We start from the raw sequence: 17966 nt of genomic DNA, 5'->3' as shown, positions 1-17966 counted from the left end.
ACGACCTGCGCGAGCACAAGAAGCTCGCTCTGCGCCAAGCCGCATGACCAGCATCATGGCCGCCCCTTTTTGCAGAACTTGACGCACACAACCGGGGGTGCTGTCCCGCTGGCGTCTCCAATGTACGGCATTCATTGAAGCCTTCCGCACACCCTTCGAATCCGCCTATAATACCCCCATGCCCATTCGCCAGCTTTCCGAAACGATGATCAACCAGATCGCCGCCGGCGAAGTCATCGAGCGTCCGGCGAGCGTGGTGAAGGAACTGGTCGAAAACGCGCTCGACGCCGGCGCCTCCCGCGTCGAGGTCGTCACTGCCGGCGGCGGGCTGAACCTGATCCGCGTCACCGATGACGGCTCCGGTATCCCCGAACAGGAACTGGCGCTGGCCATTGCGCGCCACTGCACCTCGAAACTTGCCGACAACATTCACGATATCCGCTCGCTCGGCTTCCGTGGCGAGGCGCTGCCGTCGATCGGTTCGGTGGCGCGGCTGTCGATCCGTTCGCGCACGACCGCAGGCGACGCTGCCGCCGAGATCGCCATCGAAGGCGGCCGCGTTTCGGCGGTCAAACCGGCGGCGGCCAATCGCGGCACAACGGTCGAGGTGCGCGACCTGTTCTTTGCCACGCCGGCGCGGCTCAAATTCATGAAGGGCGAGCGGGCCGAAAGCTCGGCCACCAGCGACGTGGTCAAGCGCATCGCCATCGCCTTCCCCGCCGTGCGCTTCACGCTGGCCGGCTCGGACCGCTCGACGCTGGAATTGCCGGCGACCGATGACAGTACCGAGGGCAGCCTGCGCCGCGTCGCCCAGGTGATGGGCGCCGAGTTTCCCGACAATTCCATCGCTATCGACGCCAGCCGGGACGGCGTGCACCTGACCGGCCACGTCTCGATCCCGTCCTTCACCCGCGCCAACGCGCTGCAGCAATATGCCTATGTCAACGGCCGTCCGGTGCGCGACAAGCTGATTGCCGGCGCCATTCGCGGCGCTTTCGCCGATGTGCTGCCGCGCGACCGGCACGCGGTGACCGTGCTGTTCCTGACGCTCGATCCGGCGACCGTCGACGTCAACGTCCACCCGGCCAAGGCCGATGTGCGCTTTCGCGACCCCGGCCTGGTGCGCGGGCTGATCGTCGGCGCCATTCGCGAGGCGCTGGCCAATGCCGGCATCCGCGCCGCCACCAGCGGGGCCGCCGGGATGGTGGCGGCGTTCCGGCCGGGAGCCGCCTCCTACGCCCATGCGGGTCCTGCCAACGGTCATCGCAGTTATGACGCGGCCTACCGGGCCTCGGGCTTTTCGGGCTTTGACCGCTCGCCACAGCGGCCGCTGGATATGGGATTTGACGGCGCCGGCTTCCGCGAAAACGACCAGGCTGCATTCGACGCCGGTCCGCTCGCCAGCGCCGATGCGCGTGCCGGCTTAGCCGAGCCGGCCGAGACGCTGCTCGGCACCGCGCTGGGCGCCGCCCGCGCGCAGGTCCACGAGAACTACATCGTCGCCCAGACCAGGGATTCGCTTGTCATCGTCGACCAGCACGCGGCGCATGAGCGGCTGGTCTACGAGGCGCTGAAGAATGCCCTGCACTCGCGCGCGGTGCCCTCGCAGATGCTGCTTCTGCCGGAGATCGTCGACCTGCCGGAGGAGGACGCCGAGCGGCTGGCCATGCATTCCGAAACGCTGGCCCGGTTCGGCCTCGGCATCGAGCGTTTCGGCCCCGGTGCGGTGGCGGTGCGTGAGACGCCGTCCATGCTCGGCGAAACCAATGTCCAGCAATTGGTGCGCGACCTTGCCGATGAGATCGCCGACAACGATACCGTCGAGACGCTGAAAGAGCGGCTGGACAAGATCGCCGCCACCATGGCCTGCCATGGCTCGGTGCGCTCCGGCCGGCTGCTCAAACCCGAGGAGATGAACGCACTGCTGCGACAGATGGAGGCGACTCCCGGCTCCGGCACCTGCAACCACGGCCGCCCGACCTATATCGAACTCAAGCTCGCCGATATCGAGCGGTTGTTCGGAAGGCGGTGAGCACAAGCCAGGTCAGGCCACACGCTCAATTCACCAACAGGCGATAATCCTTGAACCTATGAGAGAAAACGTAATCCCTTGAGTAACCGGCGCCACCGCCGCGAAAATTCACGGAGATTATCTCGAAGCTTCTCCCAACCTGTTTTTGAACATTCATGTAGATGGGAGTCATCAGCATGCCGGCATCACAATCGTCGTCATCGAAAGCGATCTCCTGAACGACCTTCTTTTTCTTCTTATCGATGACCCGCAGCTTATTCATGCAGACGAGAAAGCCCGCTTTCTCGTAGACCCCGGCAAATCTGTGGGTGGCTGTCTGCGCCCAGAAGGGAATCTCGACGGTGCCGTCAACCTTCGCCTCACCGGTATCGTCGAGGCTTGCGACCTTCTTCAGCGTGATCGGGAACTTGTCCGAGCCCTTGCTCCAAGTCCCTGTTGCGCCGCTTTCGCCAAGGTCGAGAGAAAACGGACATCCGGCGGTGCCAACGGGCGTTTTCGATCCCATGACCAGCACCCGGTCGAACTCCCTGTCGTCCGCAATCTCGCAAAGGAAGACGCTGGTGCCACTGATCTTGCCGTACACCGCTATCGGGCTTTGCTTCGCGTCGTGGAAATAGCTCCCCTCGACCGTAATCCCGCTGCCGAAACTGTCATATCTCTGCAGCGATAGGTGGACGGGGTTAGGTCCGATGGAGCCTTCGTAGTTTTCGACCTGATACCAGCCCGCGGCGGCTTTCCCGGTCAGCAGCAAAACGCAAAACATTGCCGATATGAACAGTCTTCCCATTCCGTCCCCCAGTGAAGGCAGCGTACCATAGCTGTCCTTCCTCTGGGTGTCTGCGTTCTGATGGAAGCGGTTCCCGGTTTGAGTCCGAAACAGCTCCAATCATTTGTTTTAACGCATCAAATTCACGACGATGACGCCGCCGAGCGCCAGCGCACCGCCGATTATGCCGAGCAGCGTCGGCACTTCGCCCAGCCAGAAGAAGCCGATCAGGGCTGACATGGGCGAGACCAGATAGAGGAAGTTCGAGGCGCGCGCTGCCGGAAGACGCGACAGAGCGGTTGCCCATGCGGCATAGGCGATCAGGCTGGGCACGATGCCAAGAAAGATCACGGCGCCGATACCGGCCGTGTTGGCGGCCGCGGCCTGCGCAAAGCCGCTTGGCAGAAAGGGTGCCAGGCAAAGCGCGCCAAGGATCATGTTCGAGGCCGAAATGGTCAGCGGGTGATGGCGGGCAAAGAGCGGCTTCTGGACGATCGTGTTGACGGCCGAGCACAGCGCGGAGCCAAGAACCAGCAGCGCGCCGGTGTCGAAACTCAAGCCATTGCCGTCAGCCACAGCGATGATGCCGATGCCGGCGAAAGAAATCGCCGTGCCGAACCAGGCCCAGCTTGAGAAGCGCTCGCCCAGCAATGCCATTGCCATGATGGCGGTGAAGATCGGGCTGACATTGATGATGAAACCGGCGGCACCCGCCGACACGGTCAGTTCGCCGAAATTGAGCATGACAGTGTAGAGCGCGACGAAGATGGCGCCGCCAAAAACCAGGCGCCACACTTCGTCGAGCCTCGGCAGCGCCGGGCGCTTGACGGCAAGAAAGATCGCTGCCGGCACCGCGGCAATGGCAAAGCGCAGCGCACCGAGTTCCAGCGGCCCGAAAGCGGCGAGGCCGGCACGGATCGCGGGAAAGGCCGAGGCCCAGCCAACCACCGTCAACGCCACGGCGATGGCCGCCGTGGTGTCCATCCGCTGTGTCGGATTCGACGTGCTGGTCGTTGCGCTCATCTGCCTGTCCTCGGGTTCCCAGAGTGTTGAAAGGCAGAAAGCGCCTTTTCGGCGCGGTTGACAAACGATCAAATCGAGGATCACCTGTGACTGTGGATCACAGCTCAGACACAATGGTGCCGCTCGAGACCCTGCGCGCCTTCGATGCGGCGGCGCGAACGGGGAGCTTTTCGGCCGCGGCCGAGAAGCTCAACATCACCCACGGCGCCGTCAGCCGGCAGATCGCCAAGCTGGAAGACTGGCTGGGCCTGAAAGTGTTCGACCGCGGCGCGCGCGGCGTCTCGCTGACCATCGAGGGCAACCGCCTGCATCTGCGCACGGCGGAAGCCTTTGCGCTGATCTCCAGCCATTCCGACCGCTGGGTCGAGCCGCGCGGAACCGCCGTGGTGCGGCTGACCTCGATACCCTCCGTCAGCGGGCTGTGGCTGATGCCACGCATGGCGGCGCTGGAGAACAATCCCACCAAGCTGCGCATCGTCCTCGACGTCGACATCCGCCAGGCCGACCTTGCCGATGAAGGCATCGACCTGTCGGTCCGCTGCGGCCGCGGCGGCATTCCGGGCCGCATCTCGGTGAAGCTGTTCGAGGAACATGTCTTTCCCGTCGCCGCGCCCGGCCTTGCCTACGAGATCAGTCGCGGCGACCCGGCCCGGCTGCTCAAATTTCCGCTGATCAACGATTCCGACGCTTCGGGGTGGCGTGCCTGGTTTGCCGCGCAAGGGATGGACTACCGCCCGCGCCCGCAGGATCGCCGCTTCGAGGACTACAATCTGGTGCTCGACGCCGCAGCTTACGGGCTCGGCATCGCGCTGGCGCGGCCACCGCTGACCGGACACCAGTTGGAGGCAGGCCGCATCGTCGCCGTTGACGAGCGCACGGCGCTGAACCCGGTGTCGTACTGGCTCGACCGGCCGCTGGGGCGGCCACGCACGGCTGCCGCCGAACTTTCACGCCGTATCGCTGTCGAGGCGGGGCTGGCGATGGACAAGATGGAAGCATTCCTCGAAGCCGAGCGATAGCGGCGATCGTTCGGTGCTCAGCGAAGCACCAGCAGGGCTAGCCCGACAATGGCGACGGCCAGAAACCCGGTTGCCAGCGCCATCAGACCGACACGCGTCTGCTGTCGGCCTTGCGGCTGGGCCGCATCATTCGGCCCAGACGTCGCCTGCTCCCGCTTCATTGGCATATCGGTGGTGGCAGCGCGGCGCAGCGGCGAAACCACGGGTGCGAGAAGCGCAAACCAGGGCAGTCCTGCGGGCTTTGCGGCAGCGCCATCTTCGGCCTTGGCCGGCGGCAGCGGCAGACCGCGCTGTGCATCGTCGTTCGCTGGCGTCGCCTTGCCTATCGCAGCCGCTATTGGCCCGGAAACGTCGGGCGGCGCGTCACCAGGTTCGGCAAGGGCCAGATAGGCCTGGAGGATCTCGGCAGAACCCGTCTGCTGCCCCTTTGCGGTTGCCGCGAACAACAGCGCCTGCAGCGCCGGCGCCGCTGCCGGCTGCAAAGGCGCGCCGGATGGCGTCGGCGGCTGCACCAGCGCCTTTATAAGTGCTGCTTTCGCCGGATTGGCCTTCGCCGACGGCAACGCTGCCAACATCATGGCCTCACGCAGCAGCGCGGTCAGGCGGGCGGGTGAAATGTCCATACCGGTCCCATAAGAATGGTTTGGAGCGACAATAGCGCCTCAGCATTGCGTCAAGCTTGACCTTGCCGGCAATTTATGGCGATGAAATCAGCATGAACCTTGGCACCACCCCATGATGAACCGCTTCGAAGGCCCCGGCGGCAAGGAAGCCCGTATCCGCTATCTCGACGGCGACTTCCAGGTCACCAGCCCCGGCGCCTTCGTGCGCTGCGCGGTGACCGGCGAGAGCATTCCGCTGGACGAGCTCAAATATTGGAGCGTCGCCAGGCAGGAGCCCTATGTCAGCGCCGCCGCCTCGCTGCGCCGCGAGATCGAGATGCATCCGGACCTGCGCAGCCGGGGTTAAAGGCGCGCACAGAGCCGTTGGTCGCGTTCCTTCACACCCCCCTCTGTCCTGCCGGACATCTCCCCCGCAACGGGGGAGATTGGATGATCATCTTTGCTTTCGCCAAATCACCAGCGTTGCAGAATGAGCGCCATTGGCAAAGCTGCTGATCTCCCTCCTTGCGGGGGAGATGGCCGGCAGGCCAGAGGGGGGTGCTGTCCGCCAGCATCTCCGCGTGACGCTGCACGCCCTACCCTCGCAGCCTGCGCTGTCTCCAGGCATCCAGCGTCTCGTCGATGATGCGCTCCGGCACAGTGTCGAGTTCGAACGTGGCGTCGATCTCCAGCACGGCGAGTTCAGCGAGGAAATCGGCCGGGGCAGCGCCGTGGCGCAGCCGGGCGGCGTCCTTGGCGGTGGTGACGAGGCCCAGTCCATCGCGGCGCGCGGTTGCCGCCAGTTCCGCGAGCTCATCAGGGGCATAGAAGTGATGGTCCGGAAACGACCGGGTCAGCGCCACTTCCGCACCGGTGCCGCGCAGCGTCTCGAAGAATTTTTCGGGATGGCCGATGCCGGCAAAGGCGAGGAACCGCCGGCCGGCGAACCGCTCCTTGCCGCCCGGTTCAGCATGCGCCTCGAAGATCGGCCGGCCGGCGCGCGCCGCCTGGCGCACGACCTGGTCGGCGGCGGTGCCCTCGCCCATCTTCAACAGCCCATCGGTGAACACCAGTTGGTCGACGACGTTGGCGCGCAGCGGCCCACCCGGAATGACGCGGCCATTGCCGATGCCGTAGCGGGCGTCGACGACGACCAGCGCATAATCAATATGGATGCGCGCGCTCTGAAAACCGTCATCCATGATCAGGAAATCGCAGCCATGGGCTTCCATGAGCAGCTTGGCGCCGGCGGCGCGGTTCGGGCTTACCGCAACCGGCGCATGCTCGGCCAGAAGCAGCGGCTCGTCGCCGACATGCTTGGCGGCGTCGTGACTGGCATCGACAACATGCGGCTGCGCAAACGAGCCGCCATGGCCGCGCGACAGGAATCCGGGATTGAGCTGCATGCGCCTGGCCTGCTTGGCCAGCGCGATGGCGACCGGCGTCTTGCCGCTGCCGCCGACGGTGAAGTTGCCGACGCAAAGCACTGGCGCGTCGATCTTTTCACGTACCGCCCGGTGCATACGGCGGCCGGCGACCATGCCATAAATCGCTGATAGCGGCGACAGCGCAAAGACCCGCCAGTCCGGCGCTTCCCACCAGAAAGGTGGTGCTTCGGACGCCACCTATCGCCCGTCGGCGCCCTTCAGGCGCGACTTGACGATCAATGGCTGGATATAAGGCTCAAGCGATTTCAGCGTGTGCGCCAGCGCACCGCGCATCTGGTCGACGGTGGCGGCACCGGCCGCCATCATCTCATGGCGCGCGACTTCATTGCTCAACAGGAAATTGACGGCGCCGGCCAGCATGTCGCGGTCGCGCACCAGCTTGGCGCCGCCGCTGTCGAGCAGACGCTGATAGGCTTCGCGGAAATTCTGGACGTTGCGGCCGGCAAGCACGGCGGTGTCGAGCATGGCCGGCTCCAGCGGGTTCTGGCCGCCTTCCGAGGTCAGCGAGCGGCCGACAAAGGCGATTTCCGTCAGCCGGAGATAAAGCCCCATCTCGCCGATCGTATCGCCGAGCAGGATATCGGTGTCGGCGGTGATCCTGTCGCCCTTGCTGCGCCGCGCCAGCTTCAGCCCCATGCCGGAAATCTGCGCCGCAAGGGCTTCGGCGCGGTCGGGATGGCGCGGGACGATGATCGTCAGCAGGCCATGGTGGCGCTTGTAGAGCGTGACGTGAACTTCCGCCGCGACCACCTCCTCGCCGTCATGGGTCGAAATTGCCGCCCAGGTCGGGCGGCCGGCGATCTGTCGCTTCAGCGTCGCCAGCGCCCGTTCGTCGAACGGCGGCGGCAAGGTGTCGACCTTGAGGTTGCCGGACACGGTGACCGGCCGGGCGCCAAGCGCGCGAAACCGTTCGCCGTCGACATCCGACTGGGCAACGACATGTGCAAGGTTCTCGAACAGCGCCTCGGCGATGTTGGCGCGCTTCTTCCAGGATTTGAACGAACGGTCGGAGAGCCGGCCGTTGACCAGCACCTGCGGCACGTGGCGGGCGCCGAGCTCGAGGATCGTCATCGGCCATATCTCGGATTCGGCGATGATAGCCAGGTCCGGCCGCCAGTGATCGAGAAAGCGGCTGACGGCCGGCTTGAGGTCGAGCGGAACATATTGGTGGATGATGCGGTCGCCCAGCCGTTCGTCGGCAACCTGCGCCGAGGTCACTGTTCCCGTCGTCAGCACGATGTTGACACCGTAGTCGAGGATGCTTTGCACCAGCGGCACGACCGCAAGGGTCTCGCCGACGCTTGCCGCATGGATCCAGATCACCGGCCCTTCGGGGCGCGGCCGCCCGGCAACGCCGTAGCGCTCACGGCTGCGGCTGCGGTCTTCCTTGCCCTGCGATGTGCGCCAGGCGACATAGGGACCCATCAGCGGATAGGCGGCTGCACCGGCAAGGCGGTAGGCCGCCAGGAAGGCGCGCGCCCAGCCGACGCTCATGGCCTGCCGTCCACGAGCCGATAGGCCTCGGCGGTTGCGGCATTGAGCGCGGCCGTGACTTCCTGGCGCTTGCGCTCCATTTCGGCCTCGTCGGCATTGGCCGGCACGAAAACCGGCGTTCCGATGACGATCGAGGAGCGGCCGAACGGCAGGTTGATGGTGGTCTTGTCCCAGCTCCTTTCCAGCACCTTGCGGCGGCTGGTGGCGATGGCGGCAGGCATGATCGGCCGGCCGGAAAGGCGTGCCAGCAGAACGATACCAAGCCCCGCGTCGCGCGGCGTGCCGTGGGGAATGTCGGCGATCATGGCGACGTTCTTGCCGGCCACGAGTGACTTTTTCAGGGCGATGAGCGCCTTGGCGCCGCCCTTGTCGAGATGCTTCGTGCTTTCACGCCCGCCGGAGCCGCGCACCGCCTCGATGCCGAATTTTTCGATCATCAGCGCGTTGAGTTCGGCGTCGGCGCTGCGCGAGACCATGGCGACCAGCGGCCGTCCCTTGGGATAATAGGCTGGGGTCAGCAGATGCTGGCCATGCCAGAGCGCGATGATGCCGGGTTCGAATTCGGCGTAGTCGCCGCCTGAAAATTTAGCCGAGCCTTCGACCACGCGGTTGGTCAGGCGCACCAGGCGGACGAACTGGGCGAGCAGGCTGACGATCATGCTCTTGACGATTCGCGACTGCGCCAACGGCTCGCGGATCTTGCGCCAGAATGTCTTCGAACTGCCGCCGCGTCTTCTTCGGACCGCGGCGCCGGTGGGCTGCCCTTTCACCGCTTCATGCTCCATCGCTGTCAACCGGCGGCCTTGCTTTCAGGGTCGAGCAGCCGGTGCAGATGGACGACGAAATAGCGCATATGGGCATTGTCCACGCTGGCTTGCGCCTTTGCCTTCCACGCGGTGTGCGCGGTTTGATAGTCCGGATAAACGCCAACGATGTCGAGCGCGTCGAGATCGCGGAACTCGGTGCCTCCCAGCTTCTTCAGCTCGCCGCCGAACACCAGGTGCAAAAGCTGTTTCTTTCCGTCTTCCGCGGCCATTTCGGTCCTTCACATATTGTGAGTTTGCGACAGGTCTAGCCCAAAGCTGCCGACTTTGGAACCTTCGATCACGCTTCCGTATCGGCAATGACGCCGGCAAGCACGGTCAGCAACTGCCCGCTGCCGGCGACCAGCGCGCCGTGACGGATGATCTCCCCGGCATAGAGCGGCGCGCGGCCATGGCCGTCGAGCACGGCGCCGCCAGCCTCGCGCAAGATGAGATCGGCGGCGGCGATATCCCAGTCATGCGCGTTGGGCTTGACGAAGGTTGCGTCGAGCGTGCCGTTGGCGACCATCGCCAGCCGGTAGGCGAGAGAGGGAATGTGCGCCGCCCGCCGCACCCGGCCCTGCCATTGCGCCGGCATCAGGTCGATCAACTGCTTCAGCCCGCCGATCTCGACCGTCTTACCCAGGCCGCGCACGGCAATCGGCTTGCCGTTGCGGAAAGCTCCATGGCCAGGCAGCGCCCAATAGGTTTCGCCCTTGGCCGGACATTCGAGCACACCGGTGAGCGTGCGGCCATTCTCGACCACCGCGACGCTGACGCACCACGAGCGCAGGCCTTCGAGGAAGCCGCGGGTGCCGTCTATGGGGTCGACGACAAAGGTGCGCCGCGCCAGAAGCCGCGCCGGATCGTCAGTCGTTTCCTCTGATAGCCAGCCATAGTCCGGCCGCGCCGCAAGCAGGGTCTCGCGCAAATAGGCGTCCGCCGCGTGGTCGGCTTCGCTGACCGGCGAGGTGCCGCCCTTCATCCACACTTGCGGGTTCTTGCCGAAATAGCGCATGGCGATCGCGCCCGCCTCGCGGGCGGCGTCGCGCAGCAGATCGAGGTCGTCCGAGGCCCCGGCCGATATGACCGGGTCACGCTCCGGCAAGGGTCATTCCTTCGATCAGCAGCGTCGGTGCGGCGGTGCCGAAATCGCGGTCAAGATCGCTCGCCGGCACCATGTTGAGGAACATCGTCTTCAAATTCGAGGCGATGGTCACCTCGGCCACCGGATAGGCAAGCTCACCATTGTCGATCCAGAAGCCGGATGCGCCACGGCTGTATTCGCCGGTCACCATGTCGACGCCCTGGCCGAACACTTCGGTGACATAAAAGCCGGATTTCAGCGACCTGATCAGGTCTTCCGGCGTCCTGTCGCCCGGCTCGATGGCGAGATTGGTCGAAGACGGCGATACCGACGAGCCGCTGCGCGCGCCGCGTCCGTTGGTGGTCAGCCCCAATTCCCGCGCGGCGGACGTCGACAGGAACCAGTGCTTCAGCACGCCGTTCTCGACCATCAACAGCTTTTCGCCCTCGACGCCTTCGCCGTCGAACGGGCGCGAGGCCTGGCCGCGACGCCGTAGCGGCTCGTCGGTGACGGTGATGGCAGCCGACGCAACCTGCTTGCCCATCATCTCGCGCAAGAAACTGGTCTTGCGCGCCACCGAAGCGCCGTTGATGGCGCCGGCGAGATGGCCGGCAATGCCGCGCGCGACGCGCGGATCGAACACAACGTTGACCGGACCGGTCGCCGCCTTGCGGGCGCCGAGGCGGCGCACGGCGCGCTCGCCGGCCTTGCGGCCGATCAGCTCCGGCGCGTCGAGATCGGAAAAATGCTGGTTCGAGGAGTATTCGTAGTCGCGCTCCATGCCGGTGCCTTCGCCCGCAATAACGCTGGCCGAACGCGAAAAGCGCGATGCGACATAGTGGCCGACGAAGCCGTTCGACGTGGCCAGCACCAGCCCGCCAAGACCGGCGCTGGCGCCGCTGCCGGCCGAATTGGTGACGCCCTTGACTGCAAGGGCCGCTTCCTCGGCGGCAAGGGCCGCTTCCTTCAACTGATCGGCCGAAACCTCGGTGGCGTCGAACAGATCGAGGTCGCGCACCTTGCCGACCAGCAAAGCCGGATCGGCGAGACCCTGATAGGGGTCCTCGGGCGAGACTTTGGCCATGGCCACGGCGCGTTCAGCCAGCGCCTTGGGGTCCGATGCCGCCGTCGCCGAGACGCTCGCCACCCGGTTGCCGACGAAGACGCGCAGCGAGACATCGTCGCCCTCGGACGCTTCGGTGTGCTCGACCTTTCCCAGCCGCACCGACACGCCGATCGAACGGCCGCGCACGGCAACCGCGTCGGCGGCGTCGGCGCCGGCCCGCTTGGCAGCCTCGACCAGTGCCGCGACGCGGTCGGTCAATTTCGCTGCCTCTGATGTATCGGTCATGCGCGTGGTCCTGGCTGAAGCCGCGCCGGGCGGTAGCGGCTGCTGCACCATCTATTGTCCCAATGCGGCTTGTGCAATGGCGCACGGGCAATTGTCCCGCTGCGGCATAGCGCCCAAGCGGCCCGCAAAGCCATCCGCGGCGGCGCCACAGACGCGCGGCTTGACCGGTTTGTGAGTTTAACCGAGGCCGATTTCCGTCAAGGAGTGGCGACCGGCGTCCAGATCACGTCATCGATCCTCGTCGCGCCCGTTGCCAGCATCACCAGCCGGTCGAAGCCAAGCGCCGAGCCGCTGGCTTGCGGCATGATGGCGAGGGCGGCGAGAAAATCCTCATCCAGCGGATAGCGCTCGCCATAGACGCGCTCCTTCTCGTCCATCTCGGCGGCAAAGCGCCGGCGCTGCTCGGCCGGATCGGTCAGTTCGCCAAAAGCATTGGCGAGCTCGACGCCGCAGCAATAGAGCTCGAAGCGCTCGGCCACGCGCTGGTCCTCCGCGCTCGGCCGGGCCAAGGCGGCCTCGGAGATCGGATAGCCATAGAGGATTGTGGCCCGCCCCTGCCCCAGCATCGGTTCGACCTTTTCCACCATCACGCGGCTGAACAAATCGGCCCAGTTGTCATCGTCGGCCGTGCGCAGGCCGGCCTTGACCAGAGCATCATGAAGTGCGGCGCGGTCTGTGCCGCCATCGGCAGAAACGGTGGCAAGAAGATCGATGCCGGCGTAACGCGCAAAAGCTTCCGCCACGCTCACGCGTTCCGGCTCGGCAAACGGATCGGCCTCGCGGCCGCGAAAGCGGAAGGTTTTGGCGCCGGCCCGCTCAGCCGCGAGCTTCAGCAGTTCGGCGCAATCAGCCATCAGGCTCTCATAGGTTTCGCCGACTCGGTACCATTCGAGCATGGTGAACTCCGGGTGATGCAAAGGACCGCGCTCGCGGTTGCGCCAGACGGCGCCCAGGCTGAAGATGCGCCGTTCGCCGGCGGCAAGCAGCTTCTTGCAGGCGAATTCCGGTGAGGTGTGGAGGTAAAGCGGCCGGCGCGCACCGTCGGCGCCGATAGCCTCGGTGGCAAAGGCGGAGAGATGCGCCTCATTGCCCGGTGATATCTGCAGCGCCGCCGTCTCGACCTCGATGAAGTCGCGCTCGCCAAACCAGCTGCGCATTGCGGCAGCTATGGCGTTACGCGCCATCAGCCGCGGCCGGCGGTCGGCGTGAACATCCGGCGTCCACCAGGGCGAAGCGCCAGTCATGGGTTTGCCGGGCAACGGAATTGCTGACAGGGCTGGCGGTTCGGGCCAAGATGCGCTACGGCGACGGCTCTCGCAGCCGATTTGCGCCGAACGATCGTTTCAGGCCAACGAAGTCTAGGATTGAAAACCGTGGTGAAGGTCATCGCCAGTTCGCTCCGTAAAGGCAATGTCGTCGACAAGGACGGCAAGCTTTACGTGATCCTCTTTGCCGAAAACATCCACCCTGGCAAGGGTACGCCGGTCACCCAGCTCGACATGCGCCGCATCTCCGACGGGGTGAAGGTTTCGGAGCGCTACCGCACCACCGAGCAGGTCGAGCGCGCCTATGTCGAGGAGCGCGAGCACACCTTCCTCTACGCCGACGCCGAGGGGTATCACTTCATGAACCCGGAAAGCTACGACCAGGTCGCGGTGCCGGAAAGCGTGGTCGGCGACATGGCGCCCTACCTGCTCGAAGGCATGGCGGTGCAGATTTCGCAGTTCAACGGCATCGCCATAGCCCTGGTGCTGCCGCAGCGCGCTACTTTCGAAGTGGTCGAGACGGAGCCGACGACCAAAGGCCAGACGGCGTCCTCGTCATACAAGCCGGCCGTGCTTTCCAACGGCGTGCGCACGCTGGTGCCGCCGCACATCGCGCCGGGCACCCGCGTGGTGGTGATGACGGCTGACGGTGCTTATGTGGAGCGGGCGAAGGACTGACGCGCGAGCGCTTCCGTCCTGGTTGATCCGTTGCATTGCCTTCTGCGGCCGCTGGCTCGATAGTCCTGCCGATGTGGCAGACCTTTGTGACCTACTGGCCTCTGATCCTTGTGATCATTCCGATGCTGATGGCCGCCATCGGCATCGTCCACGCAATCATGACCAAGGAAGACGTGCGCGCCGCCACCGGCTGGGTCGGCGTGATGATCTTGTCGCCATTCCTTGGCGCGATCATCTATGCCATTGCCGGCATCAACCGCATCCGCCGCGCCACGATCAGCGCCATGCGGCCGGTCGCCGGTGAAGCCGAGACAGCCAAACACGACCACGACATTGCGCTCGAAACACTCATCTCAGCCGAATTCGGCCAGCGCTTTGCCGGTCTGAAGACGCTAGGCGACAGGGTGGCGCGGCGCGCACTGACGTCGGCAAACACGATCACGATCCTCAGGACCGGCGACGAAGCTTACGCAGCAATGTGCCGGGCGATAGACAGCGCACAGCGCAGCATTCTGCTCGAGACCTACATCTTCGACAATGACGAGATCGGACGACGTTTTGTCGAATCGCTGGCCGGCGCGGTCCGGCGCGGCGTGACGGTTCGCGTGCTGATCGATGCGGTCGGCGTGCGCTATTCCGTGCCCAGCATCCTTGGGACACTCCGGGAAGCCGGCGTCACCGTCGATCTGTTCAACGGCAACATCGTCATGGGCCTGAGACTTCCCTATGCGAATTTGAGGACGCACAGGAAAATCCTGATCGTCGATGGCGCGGTGGCATTCACCGGAGGCATGAACATCCGCAAGGGGTTCTCGGCTGAATTCGCCGGCAGCGCCAGTTCGGCGGATACGCATTTCCAGGTGACGGGGCCGGTCGTGGCCGACCTGTTCGCGGTTGCCGCCGAGGACTGGCGTTTTGCCGGCAACGAGGCCCTCAAGGACGAGGTCTGGCACGTGGCAAAGCCCTCGCCGCCTCCCGGTCAGCCGATCCTGGTGCGGGCGGTGGCGTCGGGGCCGGACGCCAGCATCGAAACCAACCACAAATTGCTGACGGGGGCATTTTCCGTCGCCCGCAAATCGATCCGCATCATGTCGCCCTATTTCCTGCCGGACCGGGAATTTGTCAGCGCGCTGGTCACGGCTGCCCGGCGCGGCGTCGAGATCGACATCGTCGTGCCCGCGGTCAACAATCTCTTCCTGGTCGGCCGCGCCATGACGGCGCAGTACGACCAGGTGCTGAAGCACTATTGCCGCGTCTGGCGTCATGAAGGGTCATTCGACCATTCGAAGCTGTTGTCGGTCGATGGCGTCTGGGCCTATGTCGGCTCTTCCAACCTCGACGCCCGGTCGCTGCGGCTGAATTTCGAAATCGACCTGGAGGTGCTGGATACCGGCTTTGCCGCCGAGATCGAAGGGCGCATCGGAGCGGCAATCGCTTCCGCCAAACCCGTCACACTCGCAACCTTGAAAGCGCGGCCATTTCTCATCCGGGTTTTTGACCGGTTGTTATGGCTGGGATCGCCCTATCTCTAATGCATACCGCCTCGAAGTGGTCCCGGTTGTGAGAGAACGATATGCATAGAACAAAGAATCAGGACATAGAATAGCAGGCCTATGGACATAAACGGACGCAGCCTTCCTGAAACAGTGCTCCTGTCGATCCGCGGCAGGAAAGCGCGCAAGGCGAACGCGACGCCGCGCAAGCACATTGAAGGCGCCCAGATGGTGGTCGCCTCCTACAACGTCCACAAATGCATCGGCACCGACCGCAGGTTCGACCCCGAACGCACCGCCCGCGTCATCCGCGAGATCGGCCCCGACGTCATCGCGCTGCAGGAGGCCGACAACCGCTTCGGCGATCGCGCCGGGCTGCTCGATCTTGCCCGGATCGAACACGAAACCGGCCTTATGCCGGTGCCGGTTTCCGGAAGCGGCAAGGGCCATGGCTGGCGCGGCAATGTGCTTTTGTTCAAGCGCGGCACCGTGCGCGACGTCCATCAGATCAAGCTTCCGGGACTGGAGCCCCGCGGCGCGCTGGTTGCCGAGATCGACCTCGACGAAACGCGCACTCTGCGCGTCATCGCCGCGCATCTCGGCCTGTTGCGCCGCTCGCGTTCGGAGCAGGCCCGCGTCGTGCTCGACATCATGAGCAACCAGGATGAAAGGCCGACCCTGCTGCTCGGCGACCTCAACGAATGGCGGCTGGGCAACCGCTCGGCGCTCAAGACGCTGCACGCCACCTTTGGTTTCACGCCGGCGGCGGTGCCGACTTTTCCCTCAGGCCTGCCGGTGCTGGCGCTCGACCGGATCATGGCCAACCGGCACGGCATGGTCTCGTCGGTGGAAGCCCATGACACGCCGCTGTCGCGGGTTGCGTCGGATCATTTGCCGCTGACGGCGTTCGTCAGCCTGTAACTCATCCGTCCCGCAGCCAGACCAGCATCTCTCCGGGTTCGCGGTTGTCCCAGGCAAAGTACGGGACGGCGGTGATTTTCGTCTCGCTCACCGCCGGCGGATCGGTGCGATAGAGCCCGGTTTCCCAGTTTTCCTGAGCTTCCTTGCTGGCAAGTGCCGAAAGCGTGACGATGCCGCCGAGCAGGTTCGGCTCGGCATGCGCCTGGATTTTTGCCGTTCGCGGCAGAGCGATCCGATGCAACTGGCCGGCATTGTCGGTCTCCTCGACGCAATAGATCAGCGGACCGCGCGCAAGTGCGACGCGGCCGATGTCCTGACGCACCTCCGGATTGGCGAACAGACGAGCGATCGACATTTCGAGATCGAGTTCGACCCGGTCGCCCTGGCGCCACTCGCGCCGGATCGCGGCATAGCCGTCGCTGGTGATGCCGTCCAGATCGACCGCGGCGCCGTTGATCTTGAGCGCCGCCTTGCCGCACCAGGAGGGGACGCGCAGGTGCAAGGTGAACTCGACCGGCGCTTCGGCTTCGATCCGGATCGAGACCGCGCCATCCCAAGGATAATTGCTGGTCTGAATCAGACTGACCGCCCGGTTCGATATATCGAAGCGCGCGGTGCTGTCGCCGTAGAGATGAACGGCCAGCGCATCATCCGACAGGGAGTAGAAATAGCTGCCGATGGAGGCGACCATGCGGCCGATATTGGGCGGGCAACAGGGGCAGCGATGCCATTTCCAGCGATTGTGCCTGCCCCGGCTCTCCAACGGGTTCTCGTAGAAGAACAGCGAGCCGTCGAGCGACAGGCCGGAGATCGAGCCGTTGTAGAGTGCCCGCTCCATCATGTCGGCGTAGCGGGCGTTGGGACCCATGCCGAGCATGCGGCTGGCCCAGAACACGAGGCCGACCGAGGCACAGGTCTCGGCATAGGCGGTTTCGTTGGGCAGGTCGTAGTCGCTGGTAAAGCCCTCATTGTGCGCCGATGGCCCGAGGCCGCCGGTGACATAGAGGTTCTTGGTGGTGAGATCGTTCCAGAGCCGGTCGAGCGCTACCCTGAGCGTATCGTCGCCATATTCGGTGGCGATGTCGGCCATGCCGGAATAGAGGTACATCGCCCTGACCGCATGGCCGACGACCTTGTCCTGCTCGCGCACCGGCTTGTGCGACTGGTTGTACTCATAAGTCTTGAAATGATAGGCCTTCGGGTCGGCGCCGCGCGCACGCGCCTCCTCGTCGAAATAATGCGGCTGTTGCCCGCGCTGGTCGATGAAATACCTGGCCAGGTCCATGTATTTCTGCTCGCCGGTCGCCCGCGCCAGCTTGACCAGCGCCAGCTCGATCTCCTCATGGCCGCAATAGCCCTTCTTCTTGCCCGGCTCCGGACCGAAGGTGTCGGCGATATGGTCGACATAGCGGCACATGATATCCAGCAGCTTGCGCTTGCCGGTGGCCTGGTAGTAGGCGACCGCGCCTTCGATCAGATGGCCGGCGCAATAGAGCTCGTGGCAATCGCGCAGATTGGTCCAGCGCTTCCCGGGCTGGATGCGCTGGTACCAGCTGGAGAGATAACCGTCTTCCTGCTGCAGTCTGCCGTAGAGGTCGATGACGGCATCGATCTTCGTCTCGAGTGCCGCGTTCTTGCGCCGGTAGAGCGAATAGGCCGCGGTCTCGATGGTCTTGCCCCAATCGGAGTCCCAGAACATCTGCGTCGTCACCGTCGAGCCGGTGAAGCCGGGGCTGGCCGCCTCGTCGGGCGACGGCGAATGGAACGGAATGACGACGCCCGGCGAGGGCCGGTCCGGGTCGATCTGCTCCAGCATGCGCGCCTCGACGCAGCGCTCGTAGAGGATGTCGGCGGTGCGCGACGCCACGGCATCGACACGGTCGCCCCAGAAGCCACGCACGTCGACCTGCGGCACCGGCAGTGGGCGGAAGGCGAGTTTGCCGGGCTTGGCGGTTGGTTTGGCGGTCATCGTGTCACTCCGTTG

Annotated in this window: 17 protein-coding genes; 6 read left to right on the top strand and 11 right to left on the bottom strand. The window is 65.0% G+C overall.

Annotated features, from left to right (window positions below; translation table 11 throughout):
* Window positions 1–178 precede the first annotated feature (178 nt).
* Window positions 179–2032: a DNA mismatch repair endonuclease MutL gene (gene mutL / locus NKJ18_RS29960; protein WP_023745493.1), complete on the top strand. Its 1854-nt coding sequence runs from the start codon at window positions 179–181 to the stop codon at window positions 2030–2032.
* A gap of 25 nt (window positions 2033–2057) precedes the next feature.
* On the opposite strand, the gene NKJ18_RS29955 is transcribed toward mutL, so the two are convergent.
* Together NKJ18_RS29955 and NKJ18_RS29950 are read right to left on the bottom strand one after the other, a co-directional pair.
* Window positions 2058–2819, bottom strand: coding sequence for a hypothetical protein (locus tag NKJ18_RS29955; protein ID WP_155923615.1), 762 nt, complete (start codon window positions 2817–2819; stop codon window positions 2058–2060).
* 108 nt (window positions 2820–2927) lie between these two features.
* Window positions 2928–3821: a DMT family transporter gene (locus tag NKJ18_RS29950; RefSeq protein WP_023694431.1), complete on the bottom strand. Its 894-nt coding sequence runs from the start codon at window positions 3819–3821 to the stop codon at window positions 2928–2930.
* A 113-nt stretch (window positions 3822–3934) separates the two neighbouring features.
* On the opposite strand from NKJ18_RS29950, the gene NKJ18_RS29945 reads away from it, so the two are divergent.
* Window positions 3935–4840, top strand: a complete 906-nt coding sequence (locus NKJ18_RS29945; protein ID WP_352761165.1) for a LysR family transcriptional regulator — start codon at window positions 3935–3937, stop codon at window positions 4838–4840.
* 17 nt (window positions 4841–4857) lie between these two features.
* Here the strand turns inward: NKJ18_RS29945 and NKJ18_RS29940 are convergent, their stop codons facing one another.
* Window positions 4858–5463: a hypothetical protein gene (locus NKJ18_RS29940; RefSeq protein WP_352761162.1), complete on the bottom strand. Its 606-nt coding sequence runs from the start codon at window positions 5461–5463 to the stop codon at window positions 4858–4860.
* A 112-nt stretch (window positions 5464–5575) separates the two neighbouring features.
* On the opposite strand from NKJ18_RS29940, the gene NKJ18_RS29935 reads away from it, so the two are divergent.
* Window positions 5576–5809 carry a DUF2093 domain-containing protein gene (locus tag NKJ18_RS29935; RefSeq protein WP_023694434.1) on the top strand — a complete coding sequence of 78 codons (234 nt, stop codon included), beginning with the start codon at window positions 5576–5578 and terminating at the stop codon, window positions 5807–5809.
* A 229-nt stretch (window positions 5810–6038) separates the two neighbouring features.
* Here NKJ18_RS29935 and lpxK read toward each other — a convergent pair whose 3' ends face one another.
* The 7 genes from lpxK to epmA all read right to left on the bottom strand — a co-directional run bounded on the left by lpxK (window position 6039) and on the right by epmA (window position 12869).
* On the bottom strand, window positions 6039–7067 hold the full coding sequence (gene lpxK / locus NKJ18_RS29930) for a tetraacyldisaccharide 4'-kinase (RefSeq protein WP_352761159.1): 1029 nt from the start codon (window positions 7065–7067) through the stop codon (window positions 6039–6041).
* Entirely contained in the window at window positions 7068–8384 is a 1317-nt protein-coding gene (waaA, locus tag NKJ18_RS29925; protein ID WP_023730486.1) for a lipid IV(A) 3-deoxy-D-manno-octulosonic acid transferase, read from the bottom strand.
* Window positions 8381–9169, bottom strand: coding sequence for a lysophospholipid acyltransferase family protein (locus NKJ18_RS29920; protein WP_023682942.1), 789 nt, complete (start codon window positions 9167–9169; stop codon window positions 8381–8383). Before NKJ18_RS29920 ends, waaA begins: the two co-directional genes overlap by 4 nt.
* 5 nt (window positions 9170–9174) lie before the next feature.
* Window positions 9175–9420, bottom strand: coding sequence for a DUF4170 domain-containing protein (locus NKJ18_RS29915; RefSeq protein ID WP_023682943.1), 246 nt, complete (start codon window positions 9418–9420; stop codon window positions 9175–9177).
* Between the two features lie 68 nt (window positions 9421–9488).
* On the bottom strand, window positions 9489–10295 hold the full coding sequence (locus NKJ18_RS29910; RefSeq protein ID WP_023689592.1) for a 3'(2'),5'-bisphosphate nucleotidase CysQ: 807 nt from the start codon (window positions 10293–10295) through the stop codon (window positions 9489–9491).
* On the bottom strand, window positions 10282–11625 hold the full coding sequence (locus tag NKJ18_RS29905) for a TldD/PmbA family protein (protein WP_031194038.1): 1344 nt from the start codon (window positions 11623–11625) through the stop codon (window positions 10282–10284). Before NKJ18_RS29905 ends, NKJ18_RS29910 begins: the two co-directional genes overlap by 14 nt.
* A 197-nt stretch (window positions 11626–11822) precedes the next feature.
* Window positions 11823–12869, bottom strand: a complete 1047-nt coding sequence (gene epmA / locus NKJ18_RS29900; RefSeq protein ID WP_023745485.1) for an EF-P lysine aminoacylase EpmA — start codon at window positions 12867–12869, stop codon at window positions 11823–11825.
* Between the two features lie 129 nt (window positions 12870–12998).
* On the opposite strand from epmA, the gene efp reads away from it, so the two are divergent.
* The 3 genes from efp (at window position 12999) to NKJ18_RS29885 (ending at window position 15982) form a co-directional block, all read left to right on the top strand.
* Window positions 12999–13568: an elongation factor P gene (gene efp, locus NKJ18_RS29895; protein WP_023682947.1), complete on the top strand. Its 570-nt coding sequence runs from the start codon at window positions 12999–13001 to the stop codon at window positions 13566–13568.
* Between the two features lie 71 nt (window positions 13569–13639).
* Window positions 13640–15100, top strand: a complete 1461-nt coding sequence (locus tag NKJ18_RS29890; protein WP_352761157.1) for a phospholipase D-like domain-containing protein — start codon at window positions 13640–13642, stop codon at window positions 15098–15100.
* Window positions 15101–15181: 81 nt separating this feature from the next.
* Complete coding sequence (locus NKJ18_RS29885; RefSeq protein ID WP_352761155.1) at window positions 15182–15982, top strand: endonuclease/exonuclease/phosphatase family protein; 801 nt, start codon at window positions 15182–15184, stop codon at window positions 15980–15982.
* Between the two features lies 1 nt (window position 15983).
* On the opposite strand, the gene NKJ18_RS29880 is transcribed toward NKJ18_RS29885, so the two are convergent.
* Window positions 15984–17951 carry a glycoside hydrolase family 127 protein gene (locus NKJ18_RS29880; RefSeq protein WP_352761153.1) on the bottom strand — a complete coding sequence of 656 codons (1968 nt, stop codon included), beginning with the start codon at window positions 17949–17951 and terminating at the stop codon, window positions 15984–15986.
* Window positions 17952–17966: the final 15 nt, after the last annotated feature.

It is taken from the genome of Mesorhizobium sp. M0217 (assembly GCF_040321955.1).
In the GTDB taxonomy this organism is placed as follows: Bacteria; Pseudomonadota; Alphaproteobacteria; order Rhizobiales; family Rhizobiaceae; genus Mesorhizobium.
The sequence above is the reverse complement of the archived record's forward strand: the minus strand, read 5'-3'. Positions and strand labels throughout refer to the sequence as shown.